The organism is Thermofilum sp., from assembly GCF_038871435.1.
Lineage (GTDB): Archaea > Thermoproteota > Thermoprotei > Thermofilales > Thermofilaceae > Thermofilum > Thermofilum adornatum.
Map to the genome: position 1 here is coordinate 1 of NZ_JAVZIC010000009.1, position 21,899 is coordinate 21,899.

Annotated in this window: 25 protein-coding genes; 7 read left to right on the forward strand and 18 right to left on the reverse strand. The window is 49.0% G+C overall.

The features are described from left to right. Window positions 1–695 precede the first annotated feature (695 nt). From QXT17_RS08835 to QXT17_RS08865, 7 genes are all read right to left on the reverse strand, one after another. Complete coding sequence (locus QXT17_RS08835; protein ID WP_020961720.1) at window positions 696–1,349, reverse strand: class II aldolase/adducin family protein; 654 nt, start codon at window positions 1,347–1,349, stop codon at window positions 696–698. A 467-nt stretch (window positions 1,350–1,816) separates the two neighbouring features. Then, complete coding sequence (cas6, locus tag QXT17_RS08840) at window positions 1,817–2,677, reverse strand: CRISPR system precrRNA processing endoribonuclease RAMP protein Cas6 (protein ID WP_020961721.1); 861 nt, start codon at window positions 2,675–2,677, stop codon at window positions 1,817–1,819. A gap of 664 nt (window positions 2,678–3,341) precedes the next feature. Then, window positions 3,342–3,539 carry a CRISPR-associated endonuclease Cas1 gene (locus tag QXT17_RS10075; protein ID WP_020961723.1) on the reverse strand — a complete coding sequence of 66 codons (198 nt, stop codon included), beginning with the start codon at window positions 3,537–3,539 and terminating at the stop codon, window positions 3,342–3,344. Further along, entirely contained in the window at window positions 3,536–3,679 is a 144-nt protein-coding gene (locus QXT17_RS08850; protein WP_020961724.1) for a hypothetical protein, read from the reverse strand. The genes QXT17_RS10075 and QXT17_RS08850 overlap by 4 nt, the downstream gene beginning before the upstream one ends. Before the next feature lie 459 nt (window positions 3,680–4,138). Then, window positions 4,139–4,534 (reverse strand): hypothetical protein, encoded by a 396-nt coding sequence (locus QXT17_RS08855; RefSeq protein ID WP_020961725.1) that lies wholly within the window; start codon window positions 4,532–4,534, stop codon window positions 4,139–4,141. A gap of 81 nt (window positions 4,535–4,615) precedes the next feature. Further along, window positions 4,616–5,608: an AIR synthase family protein gene (locus QXT17_RS08860; RefSeq protein WP_342783368.1), complete on the reverse strand. Its 993-nt coding sequence runs from the start codon at window positions 5,606–5,608 to the stop codon at window positions 4,616–4,618. 25 nt (window positions 5,609–5,633) lie between these two features. Next, window positions 5,634–6,125 (reverse strand): ECF transporter S component, encoded by a 492-nt coding sequence (locus QXT17_RS08865; protein WP_020961727.1) that lies wholly within the window; start codon window positions 6,123–6,125, stop codon window positions 5,634–5,636. Window positions 6,126–6,240: 115 nt separating this feature from the next. On the opposite strand from QXT17_RS08865, the gene QXT17_RS08870 reads away from it, so the two are divergent. After that, complete coding sequence (locus tag QXT17_RS08870) at window positions 6,241–6,561, forward strand: hypothetical protein (protein WP_020961728.1); 321 nt, start codon at window positions 6,241–6,243, stop codon at window positions 6,559–6,561. Window positions 6,562–6,701: 140 nt separating this feature from the next. Here QXT17_RS08870 and QXT17_RS08875 read toward each other — a convergent pair whose 3' ends face one another. The 6 genes from QXT17_RS08875 to QXT17_RS08900 form a co-directional block, all read right to left on the reverse strand. Then, window positions 6,702–6,965: a DUF211 domain-containing protein gene (locus tag QXT17_RS08875; RefSeq protein ID WP_020961729.1), complete on the reverse strand. Its 264-nt coding sequence runs from the start codon at window positions 6,963–6,965 to the stop codon at window positions 6,702–6,704. After that, window positions 6,965–7,594 (reverse strand): VIT1/CCC1 transporter family protein, encoded by a 630-nt coding sequence (locus tag QXT17_RS08880; protein ID WP_148681915.1) that lies wholly within the window; start codon window positions 7,592–7,594, stop codon window positions 6,965–6,967. The genes QXT17_RS08875 and QXT17_RS08880 overlap by 1 nt, the downstream gene beginning before the upstream one ends. A 113-nt stretch (window positions 7,595–7,707) precedes the next feature. Further along, window positions 7,708–7,959, reverse strand: coding sequence for an AbrB/MazE/SpoVT family DNA-binding domain-containing protein (locus tag QXT17_RS08885; protein ID WP_020961731.1), 252 nt, complete (start codon window positions 7,957–7,959; stop codon window positions 7,708–7,710). A gap of 210 nt (window positions 7,960–8,169) precedes the next feature. After that, window positions 8,170–9,075: a dihydrodipicolinate synthase family protein gene (locus QXT17_RS08890; protein WP_020961733.1), complete on the reverse strand. Its 906-nt coding sequence runs from the start codon at window positions 9,073–9,075 to the stop codon at window positions 8,170–8,172. 41 nt (window positions 9,076–9,116) lie between these two features. After that, window positions 9,117–9,752 carry a cyclase family protein gene (locus QXT17_RS08895; RefSeq protein WP_020961734.1) on the reverse strand — a complete coding sequence of 212 codons (636 nt, stop codon included), beginning with the start codon at window positions 9,750–9,752 and terminating at the stop codon, window positions 9,117–9,119. Window positions 9,753–9,840: 88 nt separating this feature from the next. Then, a complete protein-coding gene (locus QXT17_RS08900) occupies window positions 9,841–10,278 on the reverse strand; it encodes a hypothetical protein (protein WP_148681917.1) in 438 nt (145 codons plus the stop codon). 155 nt (window positions 10,279–10,433) lie between these two features. On the opposite strand from QXT17_RS08900, the gene QXT17_RS08905 reads away from it, so the two are divergent. Next, a complete protein-coding gene (locus QXT17_RS08905) occupies window positions 10,434–11,108 on the forward strand; it encodes a hypothetical protein (RefSeq protein WP_020961736.1) in 675 nt (224 codons plus the stop codon). A 68-nt stretch (window positions 11,109–11,176) separates the two neighbouring features. Continuing rightward, window positions 11,177–11,659 (forward strand): magnesium-dependent phosphatase-1, encoded by a 483-nt coding sequence (locus QXT17_RS08910; RefSeq protein WP_020961737.1) that lies wholly within the window; start codon window positions 11,177–11,179, stop codon window positions 11,657–11,659. 41 nt (window positions 11,660–11,700) lie between these two features. Here the strand turns inward: QXT17_RS08910 and QXT17_RS08915 are convergent, their stop codons facing one another. Together QXT17_RS08915 and QXT17_RS08920 are read right to left on the reverse strand one after the other, a co-directional pair. After that, the gene (locus tag QXT17_RS08915) at window positions 11,701–12,114 is read right to left on the reverse strand and encodes a type II toxin-antitoxin system VapC family toxin (RefSeq protein WP_020961738.1); all 414 of its coding nucleotides are present in this window, start codon (window positions 12,112–12,114) and stop codon (window positions 11,701–11,703) included. After that, entirely contained in the window at window positions 12,101–12,328 is a 228-nt protein-coding gene (locus QXT17_RS08920; protein WP_020961739.1) for a hypothetical protein, read from the reverse strand. The genes QXT17_RS08915 and QXT17_RS08920 overlap by 14 nt, the downstream gene beginning before the upstream one ends. 106 nt (window positions 12,329–12,434) lie before the next feature. Between QXT17_RS08920 and QXT17_RS08925 the strand changes: the two genes are divergently transcribed. From QXT17_RS08925 to QXT17_RS08935, 3 genes are all read left to right on the forward strand, one after another. Then, window positions 12,435–13,553: an SPOUT family RNA methylase gene (locus QXT17_RS08925; RefSeq protein WP_342814470.1), complete on the forward strand. Its 1,119-nt coding sequence runs from the start codon at window positions 12,435–12,437 to the stop codon at window positions 13,551–13,553. Then, entirely contained in the window at window positions 13,543–13,743 is a 201-nt protein-coding gene (locus tag QXT17_RS08930) for a hypothetical protein (RefSeq protein WP_342814471.1), read from the forward strand. Before QXT17_RS08925 ends, QXT17_RS08930 begins: the two co-directional genes overlap by 11 nt. Before the next feature lie 86 nt (window positions 13,744–13,829). Next, on the forward strand, window positions 13,830–14,069 hold the full coding sequence (locus QXT17_RS08935; protein ID WP_020961742.1) for a hypothetical protein: 240 nt from the start codon (window positions 13,830–13,832) through the stop codon (window positions 14,067–14,069). On the opposite strand, the gene QXT17_RS08940 is transcribed toward QXT17_RS08935, so the two are convergent. The 3 genes from QXT17_RS08940 to QXT17_RS08950 all read right to left on the reverse strand — a co-directional run bounded on the left by QXT17_RS08940 (window position 14,059) and on the right by QXT17_RS08950 (window position 18,387). Then, window positions 14,059–16,158, reverse strand: a complete 2,100-nt coding sequence (locus tag QXT17_RS08940) for a glycoside hydrolase family 3 N-terminal domain-containing protein (RefSeq protein ID WP_020961743.1) — start codon at window positions 16,156–16,158, stop codon at window positions 14,059–14,061. The genes QXT17_RS08935 and QXT17_RS08940 overlap by 11 nt on opposite strands. A gap of 110 nt (window positions 16,159–16,268) precedes the next feature. Beyond that, window positions 16,269–17,387 (reverse strand): hypothetical protein, encoded by a 1,119-nt coding sequence (locus QXT17_RS08945; RefSeq protein WP_342783814.1) that lies wholly within the window; start codon window positions 17,385–17,387, stop codon window positions 16,269–16,271. A gap of 82 nt (window positions 17,388–17,469) precedes the next feature. Then, window positions 17,470–18,387, reverse strand: a complete 918-nt coding sequence (locus QXT17_RS08950) for a winged helix-turn-helix transcriptional regulator (protein ID WP_342814472.1) — start codon at window positions 18,385–18,387, stop codon at window positions 17,470–17,472. An 88-nt stretch (window positions 18,388–18,475) separates the two neighbouring features. Between QXT17_RS08950 and QXT17_RS08955 the strand changes: the two genes are divergently transcribed. After that, window positions 18,476–21,784, forward strand: a complete 3,309-nt coding sequence (locus tag QXT17_RS08955; protein WP_342815818.1) for a hypothetical protein — start codon at window positions 18,476–18,478, stop codon at window positions 21,782–21,784. Window positions 21,785–21,899 lie beyond the last annotated feature (115 nt).

The window sequence follows — 21,899 nt, forward strand, 5'->3', positions numbered from 1 at the left end:
GAGAGGAGAAAGTACTTCGCGATAACTGAACAGGGCAGAGAGGTGCTAAGACAGGGGATTAGCTATTTGAAGGAGCTTTCCGAGAGACTCCACATTGTCTCTGGTATATGATTTTGCCTTTAGCAAATATCTTCCCGCCATATTGCTTTGGACTTCGCTAGAAAAATTCTTGAGCCTGTAAGCCTAGTTAACACCTTAGGTGAACTAATTGATCCTTGTAATTCGTGGAGTTGACAATAAAAAGCTTCGGGAATTCAAGGCGGAGGCTAAAAGGCGTGGTTTAAGTCTTTCACAGCACTCGAGGAGGCTATAGAGCTGTGGCTAAAGAAGGTAGAAGCAGACGAGAATAACGCTGCCTACGAGCGGGAGAAAAACAGGCTCAAAGAATATTACGGAAAATACGCTGTATTTGCCTACGGGAGGCTCTTAGGGGTTTACGAGACGCTGGAGGATGTCACAGAGACCCTGAAGAAACTTTCGCAAAGACCTAGACATTCAATAGTTGTAAGGATAGGCATAGATGATGCAGCGAGGGCGGAAATGGAATGGTGGGGAGGATCTTTATCCAAATCAAAACTTTAAGTCCTCCCAATGGTTCTTTCGGGAAGAATCTGTATCGGAGCTAGACCCACCCGTACATGTTGAAAAACCTTTCTGTAAAATAGCGATCAACTGAGGGACCACGGCTCGTAGATTTATTGGGACATGGCTCTATGCAGTTTTTGTACGTAGAGCTCTCGTTCAAGTGTTTCGGCTTCTCGGGGCAACGGGTGGACCCCGCCTATAAGCATAGAGTATACTGCCACCTTTGCCGCCCGCTCCACGTAGCCCAAAACGGCTAGAGCCTCTTCGAGGCTTGAGCCACACGCGACTACGCCGTGGTTGGCAAGTATGACTGCCTTCTTGTCTCCGAGCGCCTCCACAGCGTTCCTAGCCAACTCCTCTGTACCCGACGGCGCGTAGCTTGCCACCCTTATCGTCCCACCAACATAGAAGGTCAGCTCCTCGAGGACGGGCTCTATGTCTACACGCTTCGCCGCTATTATCCCGGCATATATTGGGTGAGCGTGGACAACGGCTTTTACGTCCCTCCTAGCCCTATAGATAGCAACGTGGGTCTTGAACTCTACAGACGGCTTCCCGTTACCCTCCAGCACTTTTCCGTCTCCAGTAACGAGGAGAACGTCTTCCGGCTTCATCCTCGCCTTCCAGACACCGCTAGGAGAAAGAAGGAAAAGGTCTTCGCCCACCCTTACGCTGATGTTCCCGCTGTAGGCCCAGTTCATCCCATGCTCTTCGAGGAAAACAAACGCCTCGACAATCTCCCTCTTGAGATCCTCGTAAGCCATATTAGAAGTAAAGATGTTATCCTATATAGGTTTACCGTTGATCCGCTGAGCAGTACTCCTAAGAGCAATCCAGATTCTCATAGGTAAGTCCAAGAAGAAGATATAATATGCTGTGCTCAAATTTATAAGTAGCTATGCGTGAAAAACCCTCGGGATAGACAAGAGTGAAGCGCGCGCTCGTGCTTGTCACTGATTGAAGATATTTAAAAATTGCGAAGAAAGCGGAACTTTCCTTTTTACAGGGCTAGCGGTTTAGAGTTTTGGATCTAGCTAGTAGAAAGAAGGACATGCAGGCATAGCTGGAAGGCTAATTATTTATGAGTACTTAAAAATTATGTTGGTGCTTGAAGGTTGGCCAAGACAGTTGCTAACAATTAGCCCCTAATGAGACCATGTATTTTCAACTAAATAATTTTAGCCATAACCAGCCCTAAAAATTCAGATAGGATGAAAGTTAGTCCACATATCTAGCGAGACACGTTTTCCCGGCTTTCCTTTACTCGGCCCTTGTCCCCCGCTAAACTAGAAACATTTATCACACCGTAGCCAGCGGTCCTGTTACCGCCGACATTGGTGATTTCTCCGAGCCTCAGGAGCCCGGCTATCAGCTTCTTGGCGCTTGTAGAGGCGTCCTTCTTGAACCTCAGCCTGACCCAGCCCGTGAACCCGTTGGGGGCCGGCTTGGAGGCCTCCATCCTGGGCGTCCTGATTTCTAGCCCGCTTATGTAGACCTTCTCAGCTAGCTCGCTGGGCTTGGGAAAGCCCTGGCCCGTCAGGTCGTGGGCAACAGCTACTAGGCTTGCAAAGAGGTGCTCGGGGTCCGGGTAGAGGACTTTGTAGCTCTGGTCGCCCCTAAGGGGGTTGAAGTACGTCGGCGTGAGAAAACGCACGTCCAGAGACTCCGGCGCGTCCTCGCCACTAATCACGCTCGATGGGTCGATAATCCTAATAGAGAGGCCGACAAGCCCAAACTCGACCCCGTTCACCTCTAGCCCCAGCGGACTAGTCGCGAGAATAGACACAAGCCGCCTAGAAGCCTCCTCGTCAAAAACCGCAACCTCCAGGCTACACCTAGCCCCCCTCTCAAAAACAACGCCCCCAAAAGAGGACCCAGACTCTACAACACTGTAGCCAGACAAGAAACGCAGAGGCTTAAGAGAAAAAACAGACCTCCCACCCCTCCCCGAATGCAACAACTCAGACAGCCCAGAGTCAAGCCGTCTAACCATCCCCAGGAAAGCCCCACGGCTCTCTGCCCCAGCAAACACTGGAAGAGAGCCCCCACCCCCAGCAGAAAACTCGAAAACAAAATACACGATCGAAACCATATAAAGCAATACACACTCCCACAATAAAAACTTTAAACAAAACTCAATCGACAAAGCTAGCATAATCTAAGACCAAGCCACCTTTCAATTCATTCTTTTCTGATACATGCAAACATAGGAATAGAGGGCTGGAACGAATTATTCGTCTTTCAATTCATTCTTTTCTGATACTGTTTCTTTGGGGTTTATTTTGTTTGGGTGTTATTTATTTGTTTGTGTGTTGTGTGAAAGTGTTTTTATGTCAAAGTTTTCCATGGAATATATTAGCTTTGTTTTAGTTTTCCAATTGTGAGTTATAAATGATATGGATCGGGAAGAGGGGCAGGGAAGAATGTATTTTCAGAAATGGCTTCTTCCCGTAGGCTATTAACTTTTCCCGTGGAAATCGTTTCTACAGAGATTTCTAGGGGAAACATTTCCTCCCACCCCGTATCACGACAGAAAAACCTCTGTTATTCACTTTCCATTTATTTCTTATTTTTATCTTAGGAGATGATGACTGTCTGGTTAGAGCGGAGGACAAGGTATACATTTGGGGTTATGGGGCACAGCTATTTGTTGATACTGGTTCAGGGCGGTTTTTTCACCATTTGGCTTTGAAGGGTGTGTATGGGGCTTGGTCCCTAATTGCCCTTGCAAACATCCCGGCCTGCGTCAAGACGAGCTACTGTATTGGCGGTTTCGCCGTCTTCATGTTTTCATTTAGGAGCCTCCACACATGCTTCACAGATTCTGACTTCTTTTCACCGTCTTCTGAGAGGAGGTTTGCCAGGCTTGAGGGATTTGTCCTGGCAAGCTTTATCAGGGGCCTGTCGACGGCTATGGGTCTGAATTCCTCCATGAGGTCTAGTACTAGGCTCATCCTGCCTGGCCTACGGGCGTGGAGGAAAGAGTTCCCCTAGAAATCTCTGTAGAAATGTTTTCTACGGGAAGCCTTAACGTTTTATGGGAAGTAGACTTTTTGTAAAATAAGTTCTTCCCTGGCCTCTCTTCCCGATCCATATCATTTACCATGCACAATGAGAAAACTAATGAAAAATTAATACTTCCAATGGGAAACACTTACACAAAAACACTTTCACACAACAGAGAAACAAATAAATAACACCAATACAAAATAAACCACTGGGAAACAGTATCAGAAACGAATGAATTGAAAGCTTGATGCCAAGCCTCCCGATCCACCATGTCCCGCGGTCGAGTATCAGAAACGAATGAATTGAAAGGGACGGAGAAGCAACTGGTGCGTGGGGTGCTGTTCAGGTGTCTACATGGTGATATAAGCGGGCTTAGCTTATATGAAGCACCGGCACATCAGTATGTGTCAATGGAGGAATGATGTATCAGTGCGTTTTCGAGAAAAAATGCCAAAGTAATGGGATTGCCTTTGCGTTGAATAGTAGAGAAGTAGAGACTGCTGGTTGTATAGGAAAACAAGCATCTTACTGTGGGGCTTTTGATCTATTTATTGCAGGGTCCAGCGCGTGCCAAGAGAGCATCGGCTATTAGTCCTAGGCCGAAGCCAAGTATTAGGCCTGCCAACAAGTTGTTGAAAAGGATTCCGAGGCCAAACCCAACGATTATAAAGCTGGCCCACAAATTTTCTCTCATACGTGGCGACTTGTTATCCTTCTCGCCGCTTATAGTAAGCACAAGTGCGGGCCCTTCGAGCTTCTCGACAACATAGACTAGGAGACCTATGCCTAGGCCCACAAGGATAAAGCCAAGAAGCATTAGCAACTCTGCTTGGCTATATGTGCCGAGTAGCCCTAGACCAAGGAACAAAAGGACAAAGCCGCCAATTATTGCCGCCGCGTCCCATATAGGGATTTTACGCTTCTCCCCAGTGCTCTGCACAATTTTGATTTTCTATGCAGATAATATAAATTTTTTCTAAAATGCTTTCTCTTTTGAAAAAATATAGAGCGATGGTGAGTGTTAAAAGAGCTTCCAGAGTTCCTCGGCTATGGGTAGCCCTATTTCTATTTTTTCTCCGGTCTTTTTTACGAGTAGGCTGTGCCCGTTTTTCTTGAATTCGCCTATGATTGTTGCTTTTACTCCCTCCTTTTGTAGCCTTTCTATGAGTATTGGGGCTGATTCTGGCTGGACTGCGATTAGGAGTGTGCCCGAGCTTATGAGCCCCAGTGGGTCTAGGCCGAGGGCTCTGCATATTTGTGCTGTTTCTCTTCTTAGTGGTATCTTTTCCTCGTATAGGACCACGCTGAGCCTAGAGGCGTATGCTATTTCTAGGGCCGCGGCGAGGATGCCTCCCTCGGTGGCGTCGTGCATTGCGTGGACCCCGTGGACCTGGGCCGCTGTTAGGGCTTCTTTTACGACGCTTATCTCGTGTATGAAGTTTTTGGCGTTCTCGAGGATTGACTTGTCTATTTTGCCTAGCAGCTTGTCGTGGAAGTCTGTGGCTATGATTGATGTGCCTTCTAGTGCCGCGTCTTTTGTCGCTACGAGTAGGTCTCCGTCCCGTCCCCCGCTAGTCGTGAAGAACTTTTCCTTTTCGCCGACCCCGAAGGCCGTTGTAATGATTATTGGCCTGTCGAGTCCCGGGGTTATCTCGGTGTGTCCCCCTATAACGGTTGCGTCTATCTCGTCAGCGGCGCTCCTTATCTGGCTGGCCAGCTTTTTTAGTTGTTCCCTGGAAAAGGTTTGGGGCAACAGTAGGGTTGTGACTAGCCAGCTTGGCTTGACTCCCCTCGTGGCTATGTCGTTTGCGACGACGTGGACGGATAGCCAGCCCGCGAGCTCGGAGGCGCCCGTTATCGGGTCGCTGTGTGTTACGAGGACCTTGTCTCCTAGGTCTACTATTGCCGCGTCTTCTCCAATGGCTGGGCCTAGGAGGACGCTTGGGTCCCGGCGAGTGAGAATTCCCAGCAGCTCTGATAGTTCTTCTTGGGAGAGTTTACCGTAAGGCTTCATCTAGGACGCCTATCCCTCTTTCGTGCTAGAAGGTTTTCAGCCTTCCAGAGAGAATCTTCCAAGAGATGTTTGCGACAATTATTCCGAACATGGCTTGGAACACGTTGCCCGGGACCTCGATCAGCGCGGCTCCCAGGCCGTATAGTGCAGTCTCAACGGCAAGGTATCCTAGAACCATTTCTGCTCCTCCAATAACTGTGCCTATTAGGACGAGGTAGGCCCTTTTCCTCCTCGAGAAGACTCCGACTATTAGCCCCTCTATGCCCTTAATGAGAAACGTGAATGGGGCCCAGTGTGCGTATCCAGAAATGATGTCTGCAAGTGCAGAGCCGAGGCCGCCCGCGACAAAACCTACTACTGGGCCGAACAAAGCGCCTGAGAGCATGACCATCGCGTCTCCTAGGTTGATGTATCCCCTTGTTTCTGGCACAGGGATCTGGACAACTATTGTGAGTGCGGCTGTGAGAGCTGTCATTAGGCCTGCTATTGATATGACAAGTGATCTTCTAGACGACACATGTAATGCGTGTATATGGAGAATTTATAATTTTTTATTGCGTCTCCGGGACGGAATTATTGCTGGGAAAAATTGAACTAAATTACTTTTAAAATCTAAGATCTGCTTGCCTCATATGAGCGGACCGAGCAATCTATTCGTAAATGCCTACATGTATGCTGTCAACAAGGCTGCCTACAAGGTTATGGGGAAAGGTGGAATCACGATATCTCGCCTAGCTACGGACGACTTGATCGAGTTTTTAAGGGAGAAGGGTGTGCTGAGTGACAGGCCCTCGGTCGAAGAGATTAAGAGGCTCTTTATCGAGGACTTAGCTATAGCTGACCAGCTAGAAATAGAGGAGAAAGAATGCGATCTAAGCATTACGCTGAGGGAGCTTAAAATCTCGGACTTTCTCAAGAAGGTTCAGGAAGAAAAATTCGAGCCGGTCGCGTGACCGCTCTCAGGCGTTATTCTAAGGGTTTGTGAGATGCACGCTGGGTGCAGGCTGGTGTTGCGGGGCTTTGAGGTCGTGGATCCCTACACGGTAACATTCAGGTGTGGAAAAGTAAAGCAGTAAAAACTATTTCTATCCTTCTATCCTTTTTTTACTGCTACTGAGTCAATGCTTCTAACTGAGCACCCTGTCTCTTCTAGGTGTCTGAGTACATCGTTGATGTCGAGATTTGTGCCTTCCACGGTTAGTTTTACTGTCTCGGTCTTTACGTCGACCTCTATGACGTCTACTGTTACTTGCTGGACGTTTTCTAGCTCGGCTAGAGATGTTGCGAGATGGTATACTGGGATCTCTCGGGGCTTCAATACGTCTAGCACGATTTTTATGTGTCTCACGGCTTCCATTATACTGCACCCAGCAGGTATGCTATTATAGCTGTTGCTGAGCCGGCTAAAACCATTATGATTCCATATACTATTGGCCTGCTACCAGCGTTTTTCCCTAGGTAGACGCCTAGCAGGAAAAGGGATAGCATGCTGAGGAATAGTGATAGCTCGAATGCCTGGGTGAATCCGATTATGCCAATGCTTGTCAAGAGGATCGGAAACAGGACTGCGAGGGCTCCAAGAATCGGTGCAACGGCGTTTACAAGTGCGTTCATTAGTGCTGTGGCCATCTTTGTCCTAGCGATGTGTGTGCCGTCAAGGTCTCTGAACAGGGCCTTTTCGAGCTCGTTTAGCTCCTTCTGTAGCTCTGAGTACTCGACTAGCATGGCGCTTGTGAGGCCCGAGATAGCCATACCTATGCTTATGATTAGGCCTGAGGCTAGGAGCACGCTGGGGTTGCGGCCACCAAGAAAGAAATAGTTCACGGTGAAGCCGAGTACTGTCAGTATGCCGTCGAAGAGGTTCAGTGCAAAGTACCTTCTAGCTATCTCCAAGTCTAGAGCCCTTGTTAGTCTCTGCAGGAACCCTCTAAATAATGAAGCTTTTATAAGTGACGAGTCTTCGCCTAGCTCTATTTCCATATCCATTAACTAGTATTTTTGAGTGACTTTTAAATCTTTATTAGAAACAGCGAACTCCTTGAGAAACACGTTCTGTAGAGGGGTATCTGCTTCCCAATTGTTTCCACACTGCTCGTGAACTAATCTAAGGAAGCTTGCCTTTTCCTTTCCTCCTCCAACTCCCTTATCATCTCAAATATAATCTCCTTTGCATCCTTATCTATGCCGAAAAGTTGTTCGAAGGGAATAATGGGTACGATCAAAATGCCCTTCTCTGTCTCTACAAACCTTACGCGAGAACCTTTCCTCAACTTATACTTTTTTCTAATCTCAGCTGGAATTGTTATCTTTCCTTTCTCGGTAATAGTGCCGGTAAAGTCTTTCGTGACCATACCTAATTGTTGACAGCGTAGCATTATACATAAAAGATTTTCTGACACATGTCACTTGCTATAATCAAGAGGGTCTTTGAAATCATTTTGCGTGTTACATTTTCAGGGATTGAGCGTTCAGAAATTTTTCTCTTCACAATATACTTGACGTATTCCTATAGCTTTCCTCTATATTTTGTCTAGGAGTGAGAAGGAAAAGAAAAAAATATTTTAGATAGTCAAGCCTAGCTCTCTCGCTAGCCTTGCCATTTTTTCTTCCGTTTCTCTTGGTTCTGGCGTAAGGGGCATCCTCGCATATGGCTTTACGGGTGCGTTTAGCACCTTTAGGAGTGTCTTGACGGCGGTTGGAAAGGATGTGGCATAGTCGTATACTTGTACCAGCTTAAGGAGCCTGTGCCACTCCCGTAATGCCCTATTTAAGTCTCCGCTCGTGTAGGCGTCGTAGACAGCCCTGTGTATCTGTGGAGCGACGTTTGCCAGGGCCATTATTCCCCCGTCTCCACCCATCATTAGGACTGGGAGCAAGAAGTCGTCTAGGCCAGTGAGTACGGCGAAATCTCTCCTATCGGCCTTTACGATCTGTACGAGTTGCCTAAAATATGTGAAGCTCTCTACTGTGGCTTTTACCCCTGCTAGGTTGCTGTACTCTTTGGCGAGCTCGTGGAGGAGGGCTACTGGTATGTTTATCCCGGTGGTTGCCGGAATGTTGTAGATGATTATGGGTAGATCTACCTTTTCGAGTATCGCGGAGAAATGCTTCTTTAGGCGCTCCCCCGAAATCTTGAAGAAGAAGGGAGGAGTCACGACTGCCCCTGTGACCCCCATGTCTCTGAATGTCTTGCCAAGGGCGATAGAGTCCTCCGTATAGTTGGCACTGATCCCTGGGATGACCCAGACCTTTCCTCCGACCTCTTCGAGAACAACCCTTGTGATCTCTAAAGCCTCTTCCCTGGATAGGTGAACGAATTCCCCAGTGGTGCTGTTTGGGAATATACCGTGGACGCCCCTCTCGGCCTGGAATCTCGCAAGCCACCTGACTGCTTCGAGGTCTATAGAATAGTCTTCCTTGAAGGGTGTTATGAACGGAGAAATTACGCCGTAAAATTTACTCTTCATAGGATTACCCTAGCAAATTCTACTACACTGATTTTTTTTGGCTACTCGAGGACTGCTAGCGCCCTTACGGGGCTTGCCGAGCCGTTTGAGATTCTAAGCGGGAATCCGTAGAACGTGAATTCTTTTCCAACGAGCTCTTTTAGGTTTGTCAGGTTCTCGAAGATCACTATGCCCCTTGGCAAGAGGTTCTTGTGGCCTGGGAAAGGCGGCTGGTCTATGCTGGGCGCATCAATCCCGACCGCGTTTATCTCGAGCTCGGCAAGGTACTTTGCTCCACTTTCATCGAGGCCCGGATGGTTGAACCAGTCAGGCGTGCCGGCCTTGGAATCATATCCCGTCATAATAAGGACAACCCAGCCCTTCCCGACGCCCTTGCCCTTTAGAGCCTTCTCGAGGAATTCTCTTGTAATGGGTGCTTTTGGCCCGAGCCCCGTAGCGTCAACAACGATGCCCTTACCCATGAACCTCTCCAGGGGAACCTTGTCGATTGTGGGTGCACCCTCTATGAAGTGTGCTGGCGAGTCGACATGTGTTCCTGTGTGCTCGACTAGCTGGAGGAGATTGCTGTAGTAGCCGTGCTCCTTTATAGTTGTCCAGGTGTGGACAATTGGCGTGGGATAGCCTGGGAAAACTGGGCTTCCAGTTTTAAGCTCCATTGTTAAATCAATTATCTTCATGGTTTTTCAATACGTAGACTCGTTTGGTGGTATTTAAAGTTTTGAAGAAAGAACTTTTCATACATTTAAAAAATGTTTAATTTATCTTTTAGGTCGGTGTGAATACATAGTACGCCTCTATGCCCTCTGCAGTGACAACCTTTACAGTTGTCCTTTCGCCGATTCTCAGCTTATCTATGGGAACCCATAGCCAGAGAAACTGTGTGTCCTGGGGGGAGAGAGACCATTCACCTGCAGGATAGCTATGATAAACGTTGCCAGATGGGTCAAGCAAATATACATAGTCGAGGTGTAGGGTTTGGCTTCCACAGTTCTTGACCCATATTCTATAGGCAACTCCACTAGTATCTCGATCAGCCACTTCAATTCCCTCAATTTTTAGACAAGAGCCTAACGCCTTGGGTGTGCCTGCTTGCTGTGTGACTTGTCCCTGGAAACTTGTGACCCAAAAATAAATAAGGACGGAAGCTGCTACAGAAATAATCACGAGCAAGAGCGCGGAGACAATAGGAGATACTGCATTCATTTCCATCTTATGAGTAATTTTTGCCTAAATTTATATAAAAGTATAACGGTTATTAACACAAGAATGCGGGGATTAGGTATAACCTTCTACGCATTTCATTAAAATTATTTTATCTAACAATAAATTTTTATAATTTTTGTTGAAAAATTATTGACGTGGCGAGAAAAACTTATCGATCCGTCGTTGTCAGGGTAAAAGGTTCAGACGCCTGTTTTGACTATCCGCCATATTACTCGTCCGTCATTATCGAGACGCCTAACGAGGAGTATCTACTCGTGGACGTGTTTGAGGGTGTTGTTACGCGGATAAGGAGCAAGGAGAAGCTTTTCTCCGCTCTTGCCGATTTCATCCGAGAGGAAGCGGACTCCATAGAAGACTTGAATCCATATGGAAAACTCTCTGCCGCGGAACATCTATGTTGCGAGGAACTCGGTCGCAAGCTCATGGAAGAATGCATAGCTAGGCGCTGTAAGGGGATGGACAAGGACAACCCTAGATATCTGGACTGTGAAGACGAGTGTTTTGAAGAAGTTGAGAATAACGAGGAGTATCAGGACTGCATTATGGGTGGGGGTGACCCGTCCTGTTGTGACGAGATACAGGACGAGGATCTTAGGGAAGAATGCAAATTAGCATGGGAGAGGGCTGAGGGCGTCCTAGAACGGCTGGGAGTAATGGAGTCGCTTGTAGAAGACCTTGAGAAGGGGCAAGTATCTTTCGAGATCATTGATGCAAGGAGGTATAAGGAGGGGGACTGCTACAGGTATAAGGTCTGTCCCTTCGAGTGTGCAGATGAACGTGGCGGCTGCGTTTTTCTTTCTATAGGATAGGCCACTCTCTATTTTTCTTCGTAGGTAGAATGGTAACACTTTTTAGACTTAAATTGTTTCATTTATTCATGCCCCTAAAACTGATAATTTTAGACCTGGATGGGACGCTCTGGTCCCACAAGGACATCTCTTCAACTCGTCCCCCCTTCATTAGGATAGATGATGAGACGCTCGTGGATTCAGCCAACAATTTTGTAAGGCTGGATCCCTGTGCTAGGAGGCTTCTAGAGTCAGCCAAGAAGAAGGGGGTTCTGCTTGCCATAGCTAGCTGGAACAATCCGGACATAGCGTTGCAGGCTCTTAGAGTTCTGGGGCTAGACGGTTTCTTTGACTTTCCAGTCGTGGAGCCTCACCCGGGAAAGGACAGGATGGTCGAGAAGATCCTCGCGAGGCTGGGGGTAGCAGAGGAGGACGCGGTTTTTGTTGACGACACAGAATACATGGTGGACCTAGTTAGGGCGAGGTTTCCACGGATGAGTGTCTACAGGGTTGGTGGAGACATACGCGACTTGTGCGAGCTCATAGATAGGCTGGGCTTGTCAGATGCGTGAGCTGGCCTCGTTCTATTCGTAGCTAGAGATTCGATAGGATTTTAGCTTATGAGGATGGTTTCTATGCCTAGATTAGTTGCTACTCTTGCCTGAGCAGCGTCGCTTGTCAATAGTTTGCCGTATTTTTCTGCCTGTGCTATGTACAAGGAGTCATAAACTGTCAGACCGTGTTGTAGGGCGATATGTAGGGCCCTCGGGAGATATATACGTTCCTCCTCGAGGACTATTACGCGGGTCTCCGCTAGTCTCCCTACAAGGCTGTAGAGCTCGTGGGCGAGGCTCGCCGGCATCATTTTCCTGAGGTAGGCATGTTTCCAGAGAGCATTAGCGACTTCTTTTAAAACGTGGTCTACAGAGTATAGCGGGGAAACGTGCCTAAGGGTCTCTGAGACTTTTTCCCAGCCCTCCTCATGCAAAACATACTTAACCAAGAGCGAGGCGTCAATTACTGTCACGGTCCTCCCTCACATAACTGGCAGCCGTGCCCCTGGGGACGGTGGGTAGCTGGTTTATGAGCTCCTCAAGCCTTGACAGAGTATTTTCCCTCTCTGCCTCGAGTATCTTGTTTTCGATGAATCTTCTTATCTCCTCGCTCCAGTTTATCTTGTCTCGGTACTTCTGCATTTTTTCCTTGAGCTCTCTGGGAACCCTTACCGATACAACGCTCATTGCCGTCGTGTAATAAATGTTTGTCTTACATTTAAGTATTACGAGCCTGTATGCAAGAGGGGGGCTAATAGTTAAATTGGTTTCCATCTTTTATAGAGGGGTAACCATGCAGGAGCCCGTGCGTGTCGACATAATAGTTACCTGTAAACTTGGGTTTGAACGCGTAGTTGCTTCACTCATAAAAGAGCTCTGCCCAGAATGTAGGGCCGTCCCTTCGCCAATGGGGTACATGGGCCTCGTCCTGGTAGAGGCACCCACACAAAACATAGAGGTGCTCGCGAACAATATAAGGGAAAAAGTTCCAGAGGCAGAAAAAGTCTTCAAAGTGGATGCCGAGTGCAACGCTAGGCTTCAAGAGCTGGGTGAATGCGTGAAGCCCCTGGCTAGCGGGATAAGTAGCGACGAGAGCTTCGCCGTCAGGACTGTTAGGCGCGGGAAGCACGACTACACAAGCCTAGATGTAAACGCGTACATCGGCTCTGTCATAAAGGAGGCTACAGGTGCACGTGTAGACCTCGAGAACCCCGACAAGGTTGTCCTCATACAGATCCTGCAGGACAAGGCCTATGTCTCCATTGTGCCTGGCTCCGAGTTCTACAGGAAGATGGCCCCCACAAAGTTCCCGATGTACAAGCTATATAGGCGAATGGTCGTGACCCACGAGCCCTACCTTGGCCCGCCGGACGCCTCGTATGTGATGGGCACGAGGATTGGCAGGGAGATACAGTGCTTCGAGGTTGGAAAACTCGTTGTCGCACCAGTTGGGGCAGTCGAGGCAGAGGCTCTACAGCGTTTCCTCAGGGGGGTCATCGATGGCCAGAAGTCTAGGCTCGGCATCCAGAAAAAGAGCTATGGAAGGGAGGTCCACCGGACAGAGATACTTGTACAGGACATGTACCAGTTCGTGAGGTCTTGGCACGGGAAGCCCCTAATAATCTTTGAGCCGGAGGGAGAGCCTGTCTCTAGGGTCGGCGGTGAGCTGGCCGACTTTATCATCGAGAAGGTCTTCAGGGAGAAAAAAGAGCTCGGCGTGATGGTTGGCGCAAGGGAGGGAATCCCATCTGGGCTTTTTAGGTATGCCGACTTCGTTCTAGACGTGGCCCCCGGAGTAGTCATCTCGACCGACCTCGCCCTGACATCTGGACTCATAGCTATCGGCACGGCTGTCCACGACAAGCTCTTGGGGCTAGACCTCTCGGACGGGGTGGAAAAACTTGCCGTGTAGGATTGGTAAAAGGGACCCAGAAGGCTACTATGTCGTCGTTGCTAGGCGAGGCATAGAGCCTTTCCTCGAGGGCATCGGAGACATAAGGATAGAAACGCTGGGAGACAAGGTAGTCATTAGGACAAGATCCCGAAACACAGCCCTCAGAATCCTAGAGATAGCCGAGAAGAAGGGGCTATCCTACACCTGAGACATAGACAACACGTGCAACTCTCCTTAACATGCTTATGTGCGGGACCAGTAGCCACCGATCCTCTACCAGCCCACTCCAGAACCATGGTGACAATAGCGTGCACAGAGGGAGTCCCGAGGAACCCGCTTGAGAGGCTTGACCTGCTGGACGAGTGCCTATGGGTTGCTCCCCGGGTAGAGCCGTTGGTGGTTTCCTTGGAGGAGTTTTTCAAGTTTTGGAAGAGGAACCCAGCGATAATTGACGCGATGCAAAGCGGTGTCGTCCTTCTCGACAATATTGGCTTAAAAGATTATTTATCGAAGATGAGGAGAGCTAGTTTCTAAAGGTTTTTTCCTCGTGAATCTTGAACTCGCCTTCTAGGTGTATTCTCCGCGAAGAAGAGCCGACCATGATCTTGTAGGTTCCCTTTTCGAGGACCCATTCTTTGCCGTTGAAGCTTGCCATGTCCTTATAGCCAATAGTGAGGACTATGTCTTCGTGTTCTCCGGGCTGGAGGAGCCTTGTCTTCTTGAAGGCTTTTAGCTCTTTTTGTGGCTTGTCGATTTTTCCCTTTGGAGGCTTCACGTAGACTTGTGCGACTTCTTTTCCTGGCATTTTCCCGGTGTTTGTGACCCTGAACTTGACTTTTACCTGTTCGCTGTCCTGCTCGATGGATAGGTCGCTGTAGGAGAAGGTTGTATAGCTGAGGCCGTAGCCGAACTCGTAGGCGGGCTCTTTGCCGAATGTGTCATAGTACCTGTACCCAACGTATATGTCCTCCTCGTATGTCACGCTCTTTGGACTGCCGGCTGGCTCGCCGCCGAACGTCCATGAGGGGACGTCTCCCAGTGTCTTGGGGAAGGTTGTTGGGAGTTTGCCAGAAGGATTGACAAGGCCGAGGAGGGTGTCTATTATGGCTCTGCCTGCTTCTTGTCCTGGTTGCCATGCCAGGAGGATTGCGTCTACTTTTTCCCGCCAGGAAGCCACATCGATTGGTGTGCCGATGTTTAGTATGGCTACGACTGGTTTCCCGATTTTTCTGTATGCTTCCGAGACTGTGTCTATGAGCCATTTCTCGTCGTCCCTTAGGTAGAAGTCTTCTGGTGCAAGGTCCCATCCTTCACCTGAAACCCTTGTAACGACTATTACTGCCAAGTCGTTCCTCTGGGCAGTCGCGTAGATGTCTGCCTCGCCTACGACGTCCTCGGATATGCTTGGCTTGTCGGGCTCGTCCCTGTAGAAGATTTCGAGCTCCTCCTTGTATGTGGAAACTGCCTCTGCATACTTCTTGGCCAGTTCTTCGTCTATGGCTAGAGACCTCTCCCGTGCGGCATCTAGGATCGTCGAAACGTATGGTGGATGTGTGTGCCCGCTCCCCATTCCGCCCTTGACTGTCAGGATCTGGCCGACGCCGAAGAATGCTATTTTCTTGCCTCTGTCTATGGGTAGGGCGCCCTCATTCTTGAGGAGAACCATGCCCTCGACTGCGGCCTCGTATGCTATCTTTGCATGTGCCTCTAGGTCAGGCTTCCCGGGAGTAGACTTGTAGCCGGCAGAGCCGAGGAGCTTCGAGAGGACCCTTGTGACGGCTCTGTCTATGGTTTCTATTGGTATTTTGCCTTCCCTCACTGCTTTCAATACTTGTTCGAGTTTGTCTTGTCCCCCTGGCATGATGACGTCGTTGCCCGCATTTATCTGTCTCACAACGTCTTCCCCGGCGCCCCAGTCCGTCATTACGAAGCCGTCGAAGCCCCACTCTTCCCGTAAGACCGTGGTCAAAAGCCACTCGTTCTCTGAGCAGTGAACGCCGTTAAGCTTGTTGTATGCGCTCATGACTGACCAGGGCTTAGCTTCCTTGACAGCTATCTCGAAGGGCTTGAGGTATATTTCACGCAGAGCCCTCTCAGATACAAAGGTGTCGAGGCCCCATCTCCCTGTCTCCTGCTCGTTGCCGACAAAGTGCTTTATACAGGCGCCTATACCTGCAGACTGGACTCCCCTTACGTATGCGGAAGCAATTTTTCCAGATAGCAACGGGTCCTCCGAGAAATACTCGAAGTTCCTGCCGCCCAGTGGATGCCTGTGAATATTCAACGCTGGAGCGAGCAAGACATCTACGCCGCAACTCCTAGCCTCTTCGCCCATAGCCTTTCCAACCTGTTCGACGAGCTCCGGGTTCCATGTCGAGGCAAGCATCACTTCTACGGGGAAAGCTGTAGCTCTGCAAGCCGGGTTTTCGATCCTTACTCCTGCGGGTCCATCTGCAAGGACGAAGCCTGGAATGTTGAGCCTCTCTATTGGATGGGTTTGTCCAGCTGCTCCTGGGACCCTTGCGAGTTGCGAGCTCGTTGTATCACCTATCCCCACGAGAATTTTGACCTTTTCTTCGATGCTCAGCTTTGACAATAATTCTTCAATTATTTGTTGACTCATTAATGAACATACGGAAATGGATGGCTAAAAACCTATCTAGAATTAAAATCATGTGGGAAAAAGGAGAGAGGAAAAATAAAAAAAAGAGAAAAAATTATTTACAGGGTTCTTTAGGGTCCTCTGCCTCCACCACGCATCTGGCGAGCCCTTTCACCGATGTCCTGGGTCTGCCTTGCTAACTCTCCTGGATTGTTCTTAGCCATCTCTGGGGCCTTTTCTGCAAGGTTTATGGCTTCCTGGATGAGTTCTCTAAGCTGGAGTGCCAGCTGTTTATGTGTTCCTTTAGCCCTTTCCTGTATTCTTGCCAAGAGCTGTTCTAGTAGCTGGAGCCTGTTTCTCTGCCTTTCTAGTCCGGGAACGTTCCTTGTAACGTTTAGGAGCGTGTCTGCTGTCTTGTTTAGCAGGTATTCTTCAAACTTTCTTGCCCTCAAGGCCCTCATAACCTCGCCTACACTCGTCTCATTGACGTCTAGACCATGTCTTCTCATTTCCGCTATGGTCCTCATCGCACCTGCCCTGGCTAGCTCAGAGGTAGCTTGTCCAATGAGCTTCCTCGCCTCTGCAAGGCGGTGAGCAGACTCGTTTAAGAGACAGTTGGATGCAAGGCTCTGGGCCTCTAGTAGCAACTGTCTAGCCTGGTTTAAGAGACGTGTAGCATTAGAGGTGTCGTACCCGCTACTCGCGGCCCTAGATGCAATGCTCTCTAGCTCATTGACGCGCTGAAGGGAGACATTAATGGCGACATATTGCGGGTAAAAGTCTGGAGACCACTTGCATGTCTCGTTTCTAACCCTATTCCTGTAGAGGTTTGCCGTCAGATTTGCCTGCTGTGGAGCCAATACTGCCCTGCATGAGGCAAAGGATGTTCCAAGCGTGTCTCTGAGTTTTTCCTGCAGGTCTAGTGCTTGACCATAGGTTCTTAGTGCTAGTACTGCGTATTGCATTGCCTGTGTAGCGTTGCCGAGGTTCAGGTACTGCTTTGCCTTGGCGAGGTAATTGTCGCCCGTTGCTGTAAGATTCACTATTTGTGTGAAAAGCTGACTGTTCTGGGAGAGATTTTGGAGCACCTGGTTGCGGCAGTATACGAGTTGCTGTAGTCTCTCTGCTGATGCTATAAGGCTTTCCGCTGGCGTTGTCACTTGTGGTGCACTGTATATGTATGCCATGGTAGCCAATAGGACTATGGCTATTATTCCCAACGTTATTTTCTTGGAGTCAACCATGTCCATCAATTGACTTGTTTTTGTGGATAAACTTAAGGAATGCTGTGGAAATTAGCCTGAAAATTTAGAAATATTCTTTTCACTTTCTTCATTCCAGTAATTCTACGTAGTTTCTCCCCGCCTTTTTCTCTATCTTTACGTACCCAAGCTCTGCGAGCTTCTTGACCCTCCTCCAGAGAGTAGTGGGAGGCAAATTAACAGCCTTCTGTAGCTCTCCCTGGAACATGGCCCCTCCTGCTTTCCTCAAGGCATCGAGAATTGCCAAGTCTTCTTCGCCTAGCTCTACGAGCTCACTTTTCCTTTTACCCCTCAAAGCCAGGAAAACAGCAAGTGCGACAAATATAGCGGCGAGGACAACGAGGTAGGGCAAGAGTAGCCATAGTACTTCAAATAGTCCCTTAGAGGTCCCAGTCTCTTGTTTTGTGGGCGAGGCAGGAGGCTGTGTCCCTTGGGGAGGGAGAGAAGTTGCAGGCTGGTATAGTATGACGTATTTTAGCTGTAGGCTTCCTGCGGGATATTCTATTGCCAAGTTTCTTCCTATGGAGTAGATCTTCGTGGGGAGGAGGTTCATGTCGACTGGTGTCGCGTTTACTGGCAAAACGACTTTGAGCGGGTAGGGAGAATTCACGCTTATTATCCAGAAGATTCCAGATTTGCTTGTCAAGTCTTGTGTATAGTAGGAGACGTATACTTGGCTCGAGTTAAGTGTAGCCACTGTCAAGTATCTGCCTGTTTGGTCAGTGTCGAAGGCGAGTGGGAGGCCCTTTTCGTCTACAACTGTTACACCTAGGGTAGGGTCAGGCGTCCCGAGCAACTGAATTGTCACGGAGAGGTTTCCTTCAGTTGGAACTAAATATTCGACTTTTGCTATTCCAGCCTCGCTCAGGGTTATTGTGACTTGTGGCTGGGCAAGAGAGCTACGAGACAGGGAAATGAATGTTAGAATTAGGAAAATGATTATAAGGATGTGTACATGCCTAGGTGTATCGCGAAGCTTGCCAAGCATGTTTGTATTTCAGTTAACTTATCCTAATAAAGATTTTTTTCCTTTAACACATAAGTATAAATATTGTCTAATATGATGTTTCGTGGCTATGCGGGGAAAGCTTTCATTATTAATCATTGTTCTGGCTTTAAACTTAGTTGCCGTTACCCTTCTCGCACAGCCAACCTATAGCTCTACACACTTCGATGTATACGACAAGGCAGGCGCTGGACTAGCGTATGCACAGAGCATTGCAAATGCTCTTGAATCGGGATACTCTTCACTTATTGGTGCGGGGGCTAGCCTGGCCCCGCCGTGTAGTGGAACAAAATACAATGTAACGATAGTGAATCTTAGCGGCGAAGGAGGAGAAGTTAGGTCAAGCTTTCTCTATGATCCATCGACGGGAAGGATTACCAAGGCCTGCATATCCTACATACTGATGGCTACTGGTCTAAGCGGCTCAACGTTGAACCATATTGCTTACCACGAGATGGTGCACGTTGCCCAGGCTTCATACTACCAGTACATATCAGTTGTAAGTAGCTACCCCTGGTATGTCGAGGCAAATGCAGAAGGCGTCTCAAGCGCGCTCTCTGGGGTTTGCGGATGGGAGCCGTGGTACTTCTCCTATTCCCTCTACACAACTAATCCGTACAGCTACAGCGATGGAAACACGCAGTCCTACGCGTACGGGGCATTCTACTACTGGCTTATCAAAAGTGGAGCCGCATCAGTGCCAGGCACGCTTTCGGGAAGCTTCTCGGGGAGCACCACGAACTCTGACTGGGTCAATTCAAACTATGTATCCTTCTTGCTGGCAATAACGAAGGGAATAGGCATATGTGGAAAAACCTACTATCCAAGCTACCAGACCGCGACCCTTACGGGCAACTCTTGGACAACGAGCCTGTCCCTCGATGGGCTGAGCGCCGCATACTACAAGATAACGCTACCAGCCCCAGGAACAGTTGCCATTACGGCTACTGGAAACGTGAAGAGCAATCTACAGTTGAGCCAGCCCTTCTATGTTTCCAACAGTTCCCTCATATTGGCAATAGTAAACCCGTCTACCTCTAGCATCACCTCTCAGGTCACGGTAACCTATTCGCCTCCACTCATAGCTCGGGTCGTCAGTGGAGTATATAAGCCGCTTTCCGGCACCCTCACGCTCCAACTCTCGATAACATACGCGAACCAGCCAGTCACCGGGACAGTCACGGTTAACGGCCAAAGCGTCCAGGCAAGCAACGGCCAGGCCACTGTCACATTTAGCAACGTAACCTGGGGAAGCTTCCACATAGACATGTCCTATGGGTCAGACACCTACAGCTTTGACCTTGCATTGAACAAGCCCACCATCTCATGGGTAACACAGACACCCCTATACCTGACTGGCAACGGCTACGGATCCATTGTCCTCTCGATAAATAACCCCAGCCAGGTATCCATAGAGACAAATGCCGCCGCCGTTTCGCCCATGAACGGCTCAACGCCTGTCCTTGCGTTCCAAAACCCCAACATGACTGTAACTTTTCCGCCGGGCAAAAGCACGCTTCAATTCAGCTTCAACGTGAACGGCTTTGTCTCACAGGGAGACGGGTACATCTATATATACACGGGCCCAAACGACAAGCTTTCAACAAGCTTCCAGGTTAAGCCAGCTACGATAAGCATCCTCTCGGCGAGCTATGACACATCCATGGACAAAACAAACATACAGGTAGCAATCCAGCCTACCGGGATAACTCAAAGCATAGACATAAAGGGCACATCTGGAAGCCTCCAGGTCAAGCTCTCGACCTACACTGTTGGAACATTGACCTTAAGTATTCCATCCCCCAATGTGGTGCTACAGGCGTCCCCCCAAATCGTGGCGCCCCAGTGGTTCACTGCAAGCCTGCAAGCAACACTAACGGTCAGCGGGTCATGCCCAAGCTTCCCTGTAGACTACAGGATACAGCTAAAGATAAACGGGACAGACATGGGCGGCAAGGTGTTTAAGTGCGGCGAGACGGCTTCGCTAAGCAACACCCTCAACCTTACCAGAACCACGGCAGACACATATACACTTGTAGCTAACAATAACCCCGCCTGGGCCACAAAGGTCAGGATCTGGCTACCCAAGATACAGGTCTCACTAAAGAAGTGGACAGTGACCGACAATGGGAGCAACGTCGTCTTGCAGGTAAGCGTAAGCGGGTCACACAGGTACCTCGTTTTGGGGCGAATAGTCTCGAACGAGAGCTTTGAGGTCTCCTATTACCTTCCGGCCGGAAACAAGACACTAGTGCTGGACACAGGCTTCGAGAAGAGGGAAATCGGGATGCCTCCCGTGATACTTAAAGTCTATGCTCCAGAAATTGTCCTGCGCCCATACCTAGTGAACTATTCACTGAGCATAAATACAAACGCCACTGTAAAGGCAAGGATAAAGATACTGCTAAACGGCACCACGATAGGTGAAGCCCTCTTCGACACCGAGAAAAACATCTCTACCGTAAAGCTGAGCACTGTGCCAAAGGCTCCTGGAGCATACGTCCTCCGTGGGGAAGCATGGTTCGCCAGAAACGAGACAATTTTCCTCTACGTAAGCATAAACGGAGTCAAAGTCTCTGCAGACAGTTTTAGGCTCCTCGGAACGAACACAACTATAACAGCCTACCTCTTCATCTATCCAAGGATACCGGCAAGCATAAACCTGACACTTGCTGGGTGCGGCCTGTCCACATTCAAAAAGGTACCGGCAAACAGCACAATCAGCTTGGGCTTCGCAGAGCCCTGCACGCTAACAGTCAAGGCACAAGTCCTCAACTACACAGACAAGGCAACTGTCTACTGGGACGTCCTCAACCTCTACTTAGCAGGGCAACTGGGCTACATGGGGGCCGAGCCAGTAATAGGCAACGGGACAGTTAGGGGGGAGGCCAGGTTCTCCAACGGTACACTTGTCCCGGGAAAAGTCACCGTAAATGGTGAAAGCGAGGTCTATATCCCCGACACGGGTGAGAAGATTTTCCAGCTAAGGGTCGAGTACATGGGCGTAAGCAATGAGACAACTGTAAAGGCTTTCCTAGTGCCCGCCAACCTCTATCTCGAAGCCCTAAACATATCGAGGAAGCTACCATCCTCAGAGAACCTCGCCAAGGAAATAAGCATCGCGACAGTCACGGGCAGGTGGGACAAGGTTGCACGCGCGGTAAGCCTCTACAGGGAGCTGGAAAAGGGTAGCAACCTCGACCCACTAAACGTCCTCGCGGCGAAGCTCTACGAGAAGTGGTCAGCCCAGGGAGACGACTCGTTGATCGGCTACGTAGAGTTCTTGAACAGGAACAAGATACCAATATATGCCGGAATCCTCTCGGCCGTCTCCGGGATTGCCTACCTCGTGGTGCGCAGGCGAAAAACAAAGACCTAGACTTAAATACCTAGATCCGCAACATTAAACCTAATGATGAATGCACGTCAAACAGAAAAATGAAGAAATTGGTCTTTGCTGATAAGGCAAACAACTTCTTGACAACAAACGGCCC